The sequence below is a fragment of the Streptomyces sp. NPDC005566 genome, from assembly GCF_040605575.1.
GTDB lineage: Bacteria > Actinomycetota > Actinomycetes > Streptomycetales > Streptomycetaceae > Streptomyces.
This window is the reverse complement of sequence record NZ_JBEXDB010000022.1, coordinates 103356-116796: the sequence shown is the minus strand read 5'-3', so window position 1 is coordinate 116796 and position 13441 is coordinate 103356. Positions and strand designations below refer to the sequence as shown.

At 72.2% G+C, this 13441-nt stretch carries 13 protein-coding genes and 1 pseudogene; 9 read left to right on the top strand and 5 right to left on the bottom strand.

What is annotated here, in order from left to right:
• From ABZS61_RS29685 to ABZS61_RS29670, 4 genes are all read right to left on the bottom strand, one after another.
• Positions 1 to 802 (bottom strand): ArsR family transcriptional regulator (locus ABZS61_RS29685; RefSeq protein ID WP_356427875.1); only part of this gene is annotated, 802 nt, incomplete at its 3' end.
• Between the two features lie 89 nt (positions 803 to 891).
• A complete protein-coding gene (locus ABZS61_RS29680) occupies positions 892 to 1350 on the bottom strand; it encodes a hypothetical protein (protein ID WP_356427872.1) in 459 nt (152 codons plus the stop codon).
• 156 nt (positions 1351 to 1506) lie between these two features.
• The gene (locus tag ABZS61_RS29675; protein ID WP_356427905.1) at positions 1507 to 2508 is read right to left on the bottom strand and encodes a serine hydrolase domain-containing protein; all 1002 of its coding nucleotides are present in this window, start codon (positions 2506 to 2508) and stop codon (positions 1507 to 1509) included.
• A 116-nt stretch (positions 2509 to 2624) separates the two neighbouring features.
• Positions 2625 to 3545 (bottom strand): helix-turn-helix domain-containing protein, encoded by a 921-nt coding sequence (locus tag ABZS61_RS29670; RefSeq protein ID WP_356427869.1) that lies wholly within the window; start codon positions 3543 to 3545, stop codon positions 2625 to 2627.
• A gap of 54 nt (positions 3546 to 3599) precedes the next feature.
• Here ABZS61_RS29670 and ABZS61_RS29665 point away from each other — a divergent pair, with 54 nt between their 5' ends.
• From ABZS61_RS29665 to ABZS61_RS29645, 5 genes are read left to right on the top strand one after another with little or no spacing between them, the layout of a single operon-like run.
• Positions 3600 to 5174 (top strand): ABC transporter substrate-binding protein, encoded by a 1575-nt coding sequence (locus tag ABZS61_RS29665; protein ID WP_356427865.1) that lies wholly within the window; start codon positions 3600 to 3602, stop codon positions 5172 to 5174.
• The gene (locus ABZS61_RS29660) at positions 5174 to 6172 is read left to right on the top strand and encodes an ABC transporter permease (protein WP_356427862.1); all 999 of its coding nucleotides are present in this window, start codon (positions 5174 to 5176) and stop codon (positions 6170 to 6172) included. The genes ABZS61_RS29665 and ABZS61_RS29660 overlap by 1 nt, the downstream gene beginning before the upstream one ends.
• Positions 6169 to 7068, top strand: coding sequence for an ABC transporter permease (locus ABZS61_RS29655; RefSeq protein WP_356427859.1), 900 nt, complete (start codon positions 6169 to 6171; stop codon positions 7066 to 7068). The genes ABZS61_RS29660 and ABZS61_RS29655 overlap by 4 nt, the downstream gene beginning before the upstream one ends.
• Positions 7065 to 7892, top strand: coding sequence for an ABC transporter ATP-binding protein (locus ABZS61_RS29650; RefSeq protein WP_356427856.1), 828 nt, complete (start codon positions 7065 to 7067; stop codon positions 7890 to 7892). The genes ABZS61_RS29655 and ABZS61_RS29650 overlap by 4 nt, the downstream gene beginning before the upstream one ends.
• Positions 7889 to 8707, top strand: a complete 819-nt coding sequence (locus tag ABZS61_RS29645; RefSeq protein ID WP_356427853.1) for an ATP-binding cassette domain-containing protein — start codon at positions 7889 to 7891, stop codon at positions 8705 to 8707. The genes ABZS61_RS29650 and ABZS61_RS29645 overlap by 4 nt, the downstream gene beginning before the upstream one ends.
• An 8-nt stretch (positions 8708 to 8715) precedes the next feature.
• On the opposite strand, the gene ABZS61_RS29640 is transcribed toward ABZS61_RS29645, so the two are convergent.
• Positions 8716 to 9672, bottom strand: a complete 957-nt coding sequence (locus tag ABZS61_RS29640) for an ROK family protein (RefSeq protein ID WP_356427850.1) — start codon at positions 9670 to 9672, stop codon at positions 8716 to 8718.
• 41 nt (positions 9673 to 9713) lie between these two features.
• Between ABZS61_RS29640 and ABZS61_RS29635 the strand changes: the two genes are divergently transcribed.
• The 4 genes and pseudogenes from ABZS61_RS29635 to ABZS61_RS29620 all read left to right on the top strand — a co-directional run bounded on the left by ABZS61_RS29635 (position 9714) and on the right by ABZS61_RS29620 (position 13425).
• Entirely contained in the window at positions 9714 to 10523 is an 810-nt protein-coding gene (locus tag ABZS61_RS29635; RefSeq protein ID WP_356427847.1) for a creatininase family protein, read from the top strand.
• 32 nt (positions 10524 to 10555) lie between these two features.
• Positions 10556 to 11683: an enolase C-terminal domain-like protein gene (locus ABZS61_RS29630; protein WP_356427844.1), complete on the top strand. Its 1128-nt coding sequence runs from the start codon at positions 10556 to 10558 to the stop codon at positions 11681 to 11683.
• Positions 11680 to 12084 (top strand): Rid family hydrolase, encoded by a 405-nt coding sequence (locus ABZS61_RS29625; RefSeq protein WP_356427841.1) that lies wholly within the window; start codon positions 11680 to 11682, stop codon positions 12082 to 12084. Before ABZS61_RS29630 ends, ABZS61_RS29625 begins: the two co-directional genes overlap by 4 nt.
• A gap of 163 nt (positions 12085 to 12247) precedes the next feature.
• Positions 12248 to 13425, top strand: a pseudogene (locus ABZS61_RS29620) (cytochrome P450).
• Positions 13426 to 13441: the final 16 nt, after the last annotated feature.

The window sequence follows — 13441 nt, the reverse complement described above, 5'->3', positions numbered from 1 at the left end:
GCAGGAGTACGGCACGGGTGCTGCCGATCAAGGCCGCCAGAGGAAGGTTTTCCTCGCAGTGCCGGCTGATCGTCGAGCTCGGCTCGTGGTTCAACGCGTAGATCAGCACCGGGGGAAGCGAGGGATCTGCCAGGGCGACCGGATAGTTCCAGCAGAAGTAGGAGGGCACGAGGGTCAGGCCACGGCCGTCGAGGTGGAAGTGGCGGTCCTCAGCCGGGTAGTCCACCTCCAGGACCGGCGGCCGCCATCGCATCCTGGGTGTCAGGCTGTTCAACAGCCCGGCAACGCCCCCGGACAGAAGTGCACGGCTGCGCATGAGCCGGTCCGTTGTGACGCCTGCAAGGATCCGGTCGCTGTGTGGTGCTATCACAGCGTCGTGGTAGTCGCGCAGCAGATGGACCAGATCCTCCCGCTGGTCGCGCTCCGCGAACCGGCGCAGCTCGGGCGGTGTGCTGATCACTGTCCGGGTCAGCAGGTCGAGCTCACCCTCGACATGCTTCGCGGGCGCGTCCAGGACGGCCTTCAGCCCTGGGGCCAGCCCGGCCGCCCCTGCCGCAGGAGTGAGGAAGTCCGGGAAGTACGCCGCCCGCACGAACAGCGGCAGCAGTACGGTGCGTAAGGCCCGGTACAGACCGGCCTCGTGGATGCGGGGGCCGAAGTCCCGAAGCCAGTCGGCGTAGGCCCAGCGTCCGTTGCGGGTCTGCAGACGATGGAGACTGCCTGTGATCTCCCACAGAGGATCAGGCCTGGTCGCGACCGTGACTCTGGCGAGGTCGGCGTCGGTGAAGTGGATCCGGAGCAAGTGGTCCCCCCAAGGCGGTTCGCGACCGAGGCGGGTCGCGACCGACGTGCTTCAGCGGATGCGCGGCGTGCCGGCTGCATGACAGCACCTCAGTTGACCAGATCCTCCGCCCGCCGGACAGCTTCGGTGCGCAGGGCAGCCGGCTCCTCCAGCTCCTTCGCCTGGGCGGCCGGCAGACCTTTGGCGTAGCCGCGCAGGAGCCCCTGGACGGTCCGGGTGAGCCCGGCAGTGCCGGCACACTGCGCGTCCGTGACCGCGAAGGCGATCTCCTGCTCCGCGGCGGCCGTTCCACTGCCGGACTCATGGGCGGCCGCTGCCTGTGCACGCGCCTGCGCGGAGAAGGGGTAGCCGTGATCGCGCATGCGCCCTCCCCAGATCTTGATGGCGTGGTGGTAACGCGTGTCCTCGATGGCTTGGAAGTACAGGTCCACGTAGTGGCCTTGCGGGATGAAGTCGGCGCGAGCGGGCGTGGTCGGCGAGCCGTGGAGCTGTCCTCGGCTCTCGGTGACGCAGCCGGCGGTGGGGACGGTGAAGACGGTCCTGGACACGTGCTCTCCCTTCACTTGCCCCACATTCCGACTGACTTTCGAACGCATAGTGCCCATTCCGACAACCGGCGCGCCACGCTGTTTGACGGGCATCAAAATCCGCAGGGCCCAGGGCCGTTCAGAGGCGAGGCGCCCCGGACCGCCAGCGGTCCCCGGTCATCCGCCGATCGTGTGGAAGTCCCGCCGCAGCGCCGCGAACCCGCGCTCCTCGCGGCGGGGGTGGACGCGGTTCGTGAGCAGGATCGCGTAGCGGCCGGCCGCCGGGTCGAGCCACAGGCTCGTGCCGGTGAAGCCCGTGTGGCCGTACGAGGCCGGCCCGAAGGTGTCGCCCACCGGCGAACCGGCCGGATCCTGCCCCTGCCAGGCCAGTGAGCGGCGCAGGTTGAGGTGGTCCGTGCGGGGGGCCGTCATCAGGGCGAGGGTGTCCGTCTCCAGAAGCGGTGTGCCGCCGCCGAGCAGGCAGAGGGCGAGGCGTTCCATGTCCGCGAGGGTGGAGAAGAGGCCCGCGTGCCCGGCGACGCCGCCGAGTACGACGGCGTTCTCGTCGTGCACCTCACCGACGACGGTCCGGCCGCGCCAGGGGCAGGCTTCGGTGGCCACCGCGCGTGGGTGGTCGGCGACTTCCGGCCGGAAGCCGGTGTCGGTCAGGCCCAGGGGAGCGCTGACGAGGTCGGCCGTCAACCGGTCCAGGCTCCGGCCCGTGGCCTGCTCGGCGATGAGGCCGAGCAGCATGAACCCCTGGGAGGAGTAGGTGACATGACTGCCGGGCTCGGCGGTGCGCGGCAGCGTGCCGAGGGCCCTGAGCAGGGACTCGCGGGTGGGGTGGTCACGGTAGAGGGGGACGCCGCCGGGCAGCCCCGAGGTGTGGTCGAGGAGTTGGGCGACCGTACGGGCGGCGTGCGGACTGCCGGCGTAGCGGGCGAGGTGGTGTCCCACGGTGTCGTCGAGGCCGAGGACGCCGCGGTCGACGAGAGCCATGACGACCAGGCCGACGATCGGCTTGGTCACGGACGCGAGGTCCCAGAGGTCATGGCCGTCCAGAGCCGGCCCGTCGAGTGCGCGGGTGCCGGTCCATCCTCGGCCGTACGGGCCTGCCGTGTCGCCGAGCGACCAGGCGGCGCCCGAGTAGAGGCCGCGCGCCCGGCCGTCCTCCAGCATCCGGCGGCGGACGGCGGCGTGGTGCGCGGAGCCGGTCGTGTCGGGCCCGGTGGCGCTCGCACCCGTGGCCGCCCTGCGGCCGCCGACGATCGAAGCCGTCTGCCGGAACTCGGCATTCATCGCTTCTCCCCCTCCCCTGCGGCTCCGCCCGTACTCCGCGTGCCGCCTGCGCCCGTCCCGTTCGTGGGGCGCCCCGGGACCGCGGCCGGTCCGAGCCGCACGCCGGGCTGTGCGGCCAGGCTCGCCGACACGGCGGCTGCGGCGGAGCGCACCATCGGCCCGTACAGCTGGGCGGCCGCGTCGTCGAGGGTGAAGGCCAGGCCGGTCAGCACGAGGGCGCCCACCGCGCGGCCCGTCGCGTCGCGTACCGGGGCGGCGAGTGCGCGCCGGTCGAGCCAGGCATCGGTGCCGTCGTATGCGTAGCCGTCGCGGGCCGCGGCGGCCAGGGCCGCGTCATCGGCGGGTACTCCGTCCGGGCCTGCCGACAGGGACTCCCTCTCCTCGGCCGGCAGGGCGGCGAGCAGGGCGAGGCCTGCCGCGCCCGCGGTCACCGGCTCGCGGAAGCCGGGGCCCAGGTCGAGCCCGAGTCCCTGGACGGGTGAACGGACGTCCAGGTGGATCACCGTACGGTCGTCGCGCACCACGTAGGAGGCGAACAGGCCCGTACGGGTGCGGAGTTCATCGAGGACCGGGCCGACCCGGCGCATCGCGGCGTCGTCGGCGAGGAGGCTCGCGGCGAGTCCGAGGAGCCGTGGCCCCGGACGGTAGCTGCCGCCCGTGTCGGGTTCGGCGTACCCCGTCGCGGCGAAGGCGCGCAGCAGGCGGTGCACGGTGGGTTTCGCGAGTCCTGTGCGACGGGCGAGGTCTGCGAGACGGTGCGGCGCCCCGGACCGGGCGAGGGCCGCCAGAACCTCCATGGCCTTGTCCACCGGTCCGGGCGAGAGCGACGAGGGGCTCGGTCCCGGGCCGTCGGAGGCGGCGGTAGCCGCTGCTGCGGAGGTCTGCGTGTGCGAACGACTGTTGACCGGTTTCCCCATGTGGCCTACCTTACCCGAACTGCATTCCATTCACCGGAACGAGTGTGTTGCCCAATGGAACGAATACGTGAAGGGGGAGGCGGCCCGCACGTCGGCTGCTCCCGCCGTTCGGCGCTGCGCCTGAGTGGTCTCGCGGTGCCCGCCCTTGCGGTCCCGGCCCTGTTGAGCGGGTGCGGCGCACCCTCGGCGGCCTCCGCGGGCAACGTGCTGCGGGTCTCCCAGACCGGGGACCCGAAGACGATGGACCCGCACAAACAGGGTGACATGACGTCGATGAACGCTCTGATCAACATCTTCGACACACTCACCACGAGGGCCCGCGACAACACCCTCCAGCCGCGGATCGCCTTGTCCTGGAAAGCCGTCGAGCCGACGGTGTGGCGGTTCGCGCTGCGGCGCGGCATCACCTTCCACAACGGTGAACCGTGCGACGCCGAGGCCGTCCGGTTCAGCATCCGGCGTCTGCTCGCCCCCGCGACGAAGTCGCCCATCGTGGAGCTGCGTTACGTCGTGGACGTCAGCGTGGTCGACCGGTACACCGTGGACGTGCGCACCTCGGTGCACGACCCGATCCTGCCCGCGAAGCTGTCCTTGTTCGGCGGCGTCGTGGTGCCCCCGCGCTACCTGGCCGAGGTCGGCGACGAGGGCTTCGCCGCGCACCCGGTGGGCACGGGACCGTTCACGTTCCGGCGTTGGCAGCGCGACCACGAACTGCGCCTCGCCGCCTACGACAAGCACTGGCAGGGCCGCCCGCACGTCGATGAACTGGTCTTCGTACCCGCCCCCAACTCCTCGTCCGCGCTGGCCGCCCTGCAGAGCGGCGGCGTCGACATCGTGGCGGGCATGACCCCGGACGCCGCGCAGCAGTTGGCCGGATACCCAGGCGTGAAGATCGACCACCACACCGGCATCCGCACCTCCTACCTGTCGCTCGACACCCTCAGCGAAGGACCGCTGCGCGACCGGCGCGTGCGCCAGGCGCTCAACCACGCCGTCGACGTACCCCTGCTCATCAAAGCGGTGCTCGGTGGCAACGCCACCGAGGTCCCGGCGATGATCCCGCGCGGGGCGTTCGGCTTCGACGAGTCCGTGAAGCCCTTCGAGCGCTCCCTGGCCAAGGCCCGCGCACTGCTGGCCGAGGCCGGGCATCCCGACGGCATCAGCACCGCGATCACCGCCTCCAACCTGGACGCGAACGTCGCCGAGGCCATCTCGGGCCTGCTGGCCCGCGCGGGCATCCGCGCCAGGGTGAACCTGCTCGACCCGGGCACGTACTCCCAGCGCCTGACCTCCACCAACCACGGCGCGCTCGGCCCGATCTACCTGGCCGCGTCCACCGTCTGGACCATGGACGGCGAGAGCATGCTCCAGTCGAACGTGCGCAGCGACCGCCGGCAGAGCCGCTGGCACCACAAGCGCGCCGACCTGCTCGTGGACCGCGAGGAACTGTCCGTGGATCCGGCCGTGCGCCGCCGCGCCTTCTTCGACCTGCAGCAACTGATCAAGGACGAGGCGCCGTTCGTGCCCCTTTACCAGATCGACAACATCTACGTGCACAACACCCGGCCGAGCTGGACGCCCGGCGCCGCCGGGGTACTGGACATGGCGAGCGCGAAGGTGGCCGTGTGATGAGCCAGACCCTGACCGCGCCCACCACCCCTGCCGGACCCGCCGCGTCCGTCCCGGGACACAGCCGGGCCTGGGCGGTGTTGCGCCCTGCCGCTGCCCGACTCGGCACCGCGCTGCTGGTCCTGCTGTGCACCGCCACCGTCGCGTTCTTCCTGGTCCGGCTGTCCGGCGACCCGGTGAAGGTGATGCTGCCGCCGGACGCCACCGCCCAGCAGGAGAGCGTGCTCCGGCACAGCCTGGGCCTGGACAGGCCGCTCGTCACGCAGTATCTCGACTACCTGTGGGGCCTGCCGCGCTTCGACTTCGGCAACTCCCTCTTCTACGACCAGCCGGTCCGCGCGGTCCTCGCCGACCGCATCCCGGCGACCCTGCTGCTCGCGGCGGGCGCCCTCGTGGTGACGCTGGTGATCGCGCTGCCCGCCGGCACGATCGCGGCGATGCGCCGCGGAAAGGCCGCCGACCGCGGTGTCATCACCGCTGTTCTGATCGGCCAGTCGACACCCGCCTTCTGGGTGGGCATCCTGCTCATCCTCGTGTTCGCGGTCGGTCTGCACGCCCTGCCTGCCTCCGGGTACGGCACCTTCGCCCACCTCGTCCTGCCGTCGATCACCCTTGCCGTCTACTCGGTCGCCGTCGTCGCCCGACTGCTGCGCTCCTCGCTCATCGACGTGCTCGGCTCCGACCACATCCGCACGGCCCGCGCCCGGGGCCTCGGCCCGGTGCGCACCGTGCTGCGGCACGGCCTGCGCAACGCGTCGCTGCCCGTGGTGACGGTCGTCGGCCTGGAGGTCGGCAGCCTGCTCGGCGGCGCGATCCTCACCGAGCAGGTCTTCTCCTGGCCGGGCGTCGGCCAGCTGACCGTGCAGGCCATCGCCAACCGCGACTTCCCCCTGGTACAGGGCACCGTGCTGCTGTTCGCCGCCACGTTCGTCGTGGTGAACCTGCTCGTGGACCTGTCCTACGGCCTCCTCGACCCGAGGGTGAGGAACTCCCGATGACCACCACCGCCCCCGCGGCCACCGTTGCCGCCCCCGCCGCGACCCAGCCGTCCGTCCTGCGCTCGCTGCTGCGCAACCGGCTCGCCGCGATCGCGCTGCTCTTCCTCCTGCTGATCGTCGTGTGCGCGCTGTGCGCACCCCTGATCGCTCCCGCCGACCCGGGCGCCCAGAACCTCCTCGCCCGGCTCCAGCCCCCCGCCTGGCAGTCCGGCGGCAGCACGGACCACCTGCTGGGCACCGACCAGCTCGGCCGCGACCTGCTCTCACGCATCATCTACGGCACCCGGGTCTCCCTGCTCGTCGGCGCCGGCGCCGCCCTTCTCGCCGGTGTCATCGGCACCGTCGCGGGCCTCGCCTCCGGCTACCTCGGAGGCTGGACCGACCGGATCGTGATGCGCGTCGCCGACGTCCAACTCGCCTTCCCGGCGATCCTGCTGGCGCTCGCCGTCGTCGGCTTCGTCGGCTCGGGCCTCGGTTACGTGATCCTCGTGATCGGGATCACCGGCTGGGTGTCGTACGCCCGCGTGGTGCGTTCCGAAGTGCTGTCGCTGCGCACCCGCGACTTCATCACCGAGGCCCGCGCGATCGGCGTCGGCGACCTGGCGATCATGCGGCGGCACCTGCTGCCCAACGTCATGGCACCCCTGGCCACCATCGGCACCCTGCACGTCGCGGCGGCCATCGTCGCCGAGGCGTCGCTGAGCTACCTGGGCCTCGGTGTTCCGAAGGAGACGGTGACCTGGGGCGGCATGCTCGCCGACGGACAGCTCTACCTCGGCACGTCCTGGTGGATCGCCGTCCTTCCCGGCATCGCGCTCATGCTCACCTCGCTGTCCATCAACATCCTGGGCGACGCGCTGCGCGACGTCGCGGACCCGAAGGCGTACCGCCGATGACCGACTCCGCACAGACCACACCGTCCGCGCCCGTCCTCGAATTCCGGGACCTACGTGTCGACTTCACTCTCGCCTCCTCGACCGTGCACGCGGTACGCGGGGTGAACCTCTCGGTGACCGCCGGCGAGACCCTCGCCGTCGTGGGCGAGTCCGGCAGCGGCAAGTCGGCCACCGCCCTGTCCGCGCTGCGCCTGAACCCCGAACCCCCGTGCGTGTACGCGGGCGGCCAGGTGCTGCTCGACGGGAAGGACGTACTCACCCTGCGCGAGAAGGAGTTGCGCAAGGTTCGCGGCTCCCGGATATCCATGGTCTTCCAGGACCCGATGACCAGCCTCGACCCGTTGCAGCGGGTGGGCGACCAGGTCGCCGAGGTACTGCGGCTGCACGGCGACCACACCCGCGCCGAAGCCCGCAGGGAGGCGCTGACCGCTCTGGACGAGGTCGGCATCCCCGACCCTGAACGGCGCTACCGCCAGTACCCGCACGAACTGTCCGGGGGCCTGCGCCAGCGCGTCATGATCGCCTCCGCGCTCGTGGCACGGCCCAGCGTCCTCATCGCCGACGAGCCCACCACCGCGCTCGACGTGACCGTGCAGCGGCAGATCCTGGAGCTGCTCGTACGGCTCCAGCAACGCCACGGCATGGCCGTCCTGCTGATCACCCACGACCTGGGCGTCGTCGCCGAGACCGCCGACCGTGTCGTCGTCATGCGGCACGGCGAGATCGTCGAGACGGGCGACGTGGACCAGGTCTTCACGCGCCCCACCGCCTCGTACACACGCGATCTGCTGGCCGCCACTCCCCGACTGGAGCCCGTCGCATGACCACGAACCCGCTGCTGGAGATCGACGGCCTGCGCAAGGAGTTCCCCGGCCGCCCTCCGAGCGTCGCCGTCGACGACGTCTCCCTCACCGTCCGGGAGGGCGAGACCTTCGCCCTGGTCGGCGAGTCGGGCTGCGGCAAGACGACGCTGACCCGGCTGCTGCTCCGGCTGCTCGAACCCACCGCGGGCAGCGTGCGGTTCGACGGCACGGACCTGCTGGCTCTGGACGGAGCCGCGCTGCGGCCGCTGCGCCGGCAGATGCAGGTCGTGCTCCAGGACCCGTACTCCAGCATGAATCCGCGGCTGCGGATCGCCGACATCGTCGGGGAGCCGCTCGTCACCCACGAGGAATGGGCGCGCGGGCGGCGCGGCAGGGCCAAGGTCCGCGACCGGGCCGGCGAACTCCTCGACTCCGTCGGTCTGGACGCGAGCATCCTGGACCGGTATCCGCACGAGTTCTCCGGCGGGCAGCGCCAGCGCATCTCCATCGCGCGGGCACTGGCCCTGGAGCCACGCCTGGTCGTGCTCGACGAGCCGACGAGCGCACTCGACGTGTCCGTGCAGGCCCGCGTCCTCGACCTGCTCGCCGAACTCCAGAGCCGCCTCGGCCTGACCTACTTCTTCATCTCGCACAACCTGGCCGTCGTCCGTCAGATCGCCGACCGGGTGGCCGTGATGCGGCAGGGCCGCATCGTCGAGTCAGGCACCGCCGACCAGGTGTTCACCGCCCCCGAGGACGCGTACACCCGGCGGCTCCTGGACGCCGTGCCGGTCCCCGGCCCCGGCCGCCGGATCCTGCGGGGCCTCCCGGCATGAATCCCGGCCTAGACCCCCGACAGGACCAGGCCCGCCGCCCCGAGCAGTGCGCCGGTGTCCGCGGCCTCCCCGAGAACCACGGTGGGAGCCTCGCCACCACCGAGGGCATCGGCGCGCAGCCGGGACTCGATCATCGCCCGGAACGGTTCACCACCGTCGAGGGCCTCACCGTGCAGCACGAACAAGCCGCACGCGAAGAGCTGCTGGACGGTGGCGAGGCCGAGCACCAGGTTCTCCGCGTACCGGGCGACGAGATCACCGGCGGCCGGGGCGGCGGACGCCGTCAGGGCCGCCAGCGTGGCGGCCTCGGGAGCGAGACCGTGCTCGGCGGCGCGCTCGCGCAGCCAGCGGGTCGTCGCCACGGTCTTCCAGCAGCCGCGCCGTCCGCAGGTGCAGACCTCGCCGCTCGCGGTGACCGTCATATGGGCGCCGCTGCGCCCGCCGGCCGGGGCGAGCACCTCCCCCGCGTAGAGGATGCCGACGCCCAGGACCTCACCCGTCGCGACGGAGGCGAACGAGCGGCGGCCACGCCCGGCGCCGAACCAGCGGTCGCCGAGCACCTGTACGCGTGCCCGGTGCTCGATCCGCACCGGCGCGCCCGCCAGCGCCGCGAGCCGGTCGGCCAGCGGGTAGCCGCGCAGCGCCGGGGCGTCGTTCGCCTCGATGATCAGGCCCGCCGCGGGATCCACCACACCGGCCGCGGCCACGCCGACGCCGAGCAGGGACTGCCCCGCGAACACCGCCGCCGCCTCCCGCAGGGCCGCGTCGACGACGGCCGGGTCGGCGCTGCGTGCGTCGAAGCGGGCCTGCACCCGCTCGCGTACTGCTCCGCCACGGGTGAGCAGCGCGGCGCGTACCAGTCCGGGCAGCACCTCGACGGCGCCCAGCACACCGACGTCCCGCCCGGCCGGCTCGTCCGGCCGCGGATCGGGCACCAACCGCAAAGGATTACGTTCATGCGCCATGCGCCGACTCTGTCATGCCCTCGAACCGGGGAGACAGCGGCATGACCCACCGGAATCTGACCGAGGCCACCTGGCGCGAGACGCGGGCGGCGGCTCCCGACGCGATCGCCGTCCTGCCGATCGGTTCGCAGGAGCAGCACGCCGAGCATTTGCCGATGGGCACGGACACGATGCTCGCCGACGCCGTGGTCTCCCGCGCCCTGGCCCTGCTCGACGAGCGGGCCGCCACCGGCGTGGACGTGCCGGATCTCGTGAGGCTGCCGACGCTGCCGTACGGCCACAGCCCGCACCATCTGTTCGCGGCGGCGCTGACCCTGTCCGCGCCGGTGCTCGGCCTGGTCCTCGACGAGCTCCTCGACTCGCTGGCCGCCTGCGGTTACCGGCGGGTGCTCGTCGTCAACGGACACGGCGGCAACGACGAGATCATGCGGCTCGCGGTCAAGCGGTTCGCGCTGCGCGCCGACGTGACAGCGGCGGCCTGCTCGTACTGGACGCTCACCGACACCGGCGAGCCCGAAGCGGATGCAGACGCGCAGGACGAGAAGCACGCCGCGCGGATGCCCGGGCACGCCGGCTGGTTCGAGACGTCGTTGATGCTCGCCGCGCGGCCGGAGCTCGTACGGGCCGAGCGCGCCCGCCACGCGCCGGTCGAGCCGCCGCCGCTGTTCGACAAGCCGCCCTACCCCGGTCTGACCGTGGAGCGGCACGGCGAGTGGGAGCGGGTGGGCGGCGCCACCGATGACGCGTCCGGCGCCGACGCCGCACACGGCGAGCGCCTGCTCGACCGTCGGGCCCGCGGCCTGGCCCGCGCGGTGCTCGCCTTCGACGCCGCGTCGCGCCCCCTCGCGTGACCCTCCACCCCTTCCCACGTAAGGAACCGCTCATGAAGATCACCGAGGTCGACGTCCACGTCGTCAATCTGCCGCTGGTCAACCCGTTCACCAGCTCGTTCGAGACCAAGACCGGGGAGACACGCACCGTGGTGCGCATCAGGACGGACTCCGGTGTGGAGGGCTGGGGCGAGACGATGTGGGGCCGCCCGGTCGCCGCGATCGTCCGCGACCTCGCCGAGGACCTGATCGGAACGAGCCCGTTCGCCCTGGAAGCCTTCCACCGCCGCCACCACATGGTGCCGTTCTTCTACGGCTACCTGGGTTACGCCGCCCTGGCCGCCATCGACGTCGCCTGCTGGGACGCCATGGGCAAGGCCACCGGGCAGTCGGTGACCGATCTGCTGGGCGGCCCGGTGCGCGACGAGGTACCGCTGACCGCGCTGATCACGCGTGCCGACGCACCCGGTGCCGCTGCGGGCGACCTGCCGCGCGCTCTCGCCGAGCACACCGAGCGGGTGGTGGCCGAGGGCGGCTTCACCGCCGTGAAGCTCAAGGGCACCAAGGACGTACAGGGCGACGTCGCGATCCTGCGGGCGGTGCGCGCCGCCCTGCCCGAGGTGAATCTGCGCGTGGACCCGAACGCCGCCTGGTCGGTGCCCGACTCGATACGCGCGGGGATCGCGCTGGAGGAGCTGGACCTCGAGTACCTGGAGGACCCGTGCGTGGGGATCGAGGGGATGAGCCAGGTCCGCCAGAAGGTGCGCATCCCGCTGTGCACCAACATGTGCGTGGTCCGCTTCGAGGACTTCGCTCCCGCGATGCGCCTCAACGCGGTCGACGTGATCCACGGCGACGTCTACAAGTGGGGCGGCATCGCCGCGACGAAGGCGCTGGCCGCTCACTGCGAGACGTTCGGCCTCGGGATGAACCTGCACAGTGGTGGTGAGCTGGGCATCGCGACGGCCGCCCACCTCGCGGTGGTCGCCAGCACCCCGGTGCTGTCGCGCGCCATCGACTCCATGTACTACCTGCACGCGGACGACATCATCGAGCCGCTCACACTGACCGACGGCCGCCTGCGGGTACCGGACGGCCCGGGTCTCGGCGTCACCGTGGACGAGGACAAGCTCCGCCACTACGCCGAGGTGAACGCGCGCGAAGGAGACCTCACCAAGTGACCACCGACAGCTCCCGCCCCGGGCGCCACGCCGTCACGACCGCGACGGCGCCCGCGCCGATCGGCGGATACAGCCAGGGCATCGCAGCGGGCCCGTACCTGTTCACCTCCGGCTTCGGCCCGCAGGACCCGGTCACGGGCGAGCTGGACGGGACGATCGAGGGGCAGACCCGCCAGGTGCTCGCGAACCTGAGCGCGCTCCTTGCGACGGACGGGCTCACGCTCGACGACGTGGTGAAGGCGACGGTCCATCTCCAGGACGTCCACCGCGACTTCGCCGGGTTCGACGAGGTCTTCCGCAAGCACTTCGGCGACCCCCGGCCGGTGCGCACCACGGTGGGCTCCGAGCTGATGGGCATCCTCGTGGAGATCGACGTGGTGGCGCTGCGCCGGACCACCTGATCCGCACATCCCCGCACGAGCAGGTGCGCGAACAGTGCGCGCCGCACACCACGTGCGGTGCGGACGGGGTCTGCCGGCTTCACACGGACGAAGGGCACACCGGCCGGGACGGACCGCGCTCCCCCGTGAGTGCGGGGGTGGGACACGGTGGGAGCCTGACACCGTGACCGACCCGACCGGAGACCCCCACGTCCACCGCGACCCGTACCCCGCGTTCGCGGCCATGCGCTCCACCTGCCCGGTGCAGGCGGTGCCCGTCGGCTCGAGCGGACGGAGCAGCTACCTGGTCACGGGGTACGCGGAAGCCCGGCAGGGCTCGGCGACTCCCGCCTGTCGAAGGACACGGCGGCCTTCTTCGCGGGCGCCGGGTCGCAGCGCCGCCTGCACCCTGCGGTCGCACACAGCATGCTGGCCACCGATCCTCCCGAGCACACCCGGCTGCGGAAGCTGGTGACCGGTGCGTTCACGACGGGCGCCGTGTCCGGGCTGCGCCCCTTCATCGCCCGTCTGGCCGATGAACTCCTGGACCGGTGGCCGGTGGGCGGCCAGGTCGACTTCGTCGGCGAACTCGCCGTGCCCCTGCCAGTCATCGTGATCTGCGAGCTCCTGGGTGTGCCGGAGTGCGACCGGCCGGCGATCCAGCGGTGGTCCGGCGCGCTGTTCGCCGCCGGGCAGCCGGACCGCGGCGACGATGCTTCGCACGCCGTGGCCGACTACATGACCGGCCTCATCGCGTCCAAGCGCCTGCGCCCGGGCAGTTCGCTCCTCGACCGCCTCATCGCGGCCCGCGACGGCGACGATCGCCTCAGCGAGGAGGAGCTGGTCTCCCTGGCCGTGCTGCTGCTCGTCGCAGGGCACGAGACGACCACCGGCCTCCTCGGCAACGCCGCCCTCGCCCTCCTCCTCCACCCCGCCGAGTCGGAACGGCTGCGCCGGGACCCGGGGAGCATTCCGGCCGCACTGGAGGAGCTTTTGCGCTACGACTCCCCCGTCAGCACCTCCACGTTCCGCTTCACCACCGAACCCGTCACGCTCGGAGACAGCGCCGTCCCCGCCGGCGTCCCGGTGCTGATCGCCCTCGGGGCCGCCAACCGCGACCCGGCGAGGTTCCCGGTACCGGACCGGCTCGACCTGGGCCGGGAAGCCGCGGGCCACCTCGCCTTCGGCCACGGAATCCACCGCTGCGTCGGCGCTCCTCTGGCGAAGGCCGAGGCGGAGATCGTCCTGCGCGCCGTCCTGACGCGTTTCCCCCGCCTCCACCTGGCCGTACCGACGGCGGAACTGAACTGGCGTCGGACCCGGCTCGTTCGCGGACTGGTCTCACTCCCGGTCTCGACCTAGGGATCTTCTCGGTTCG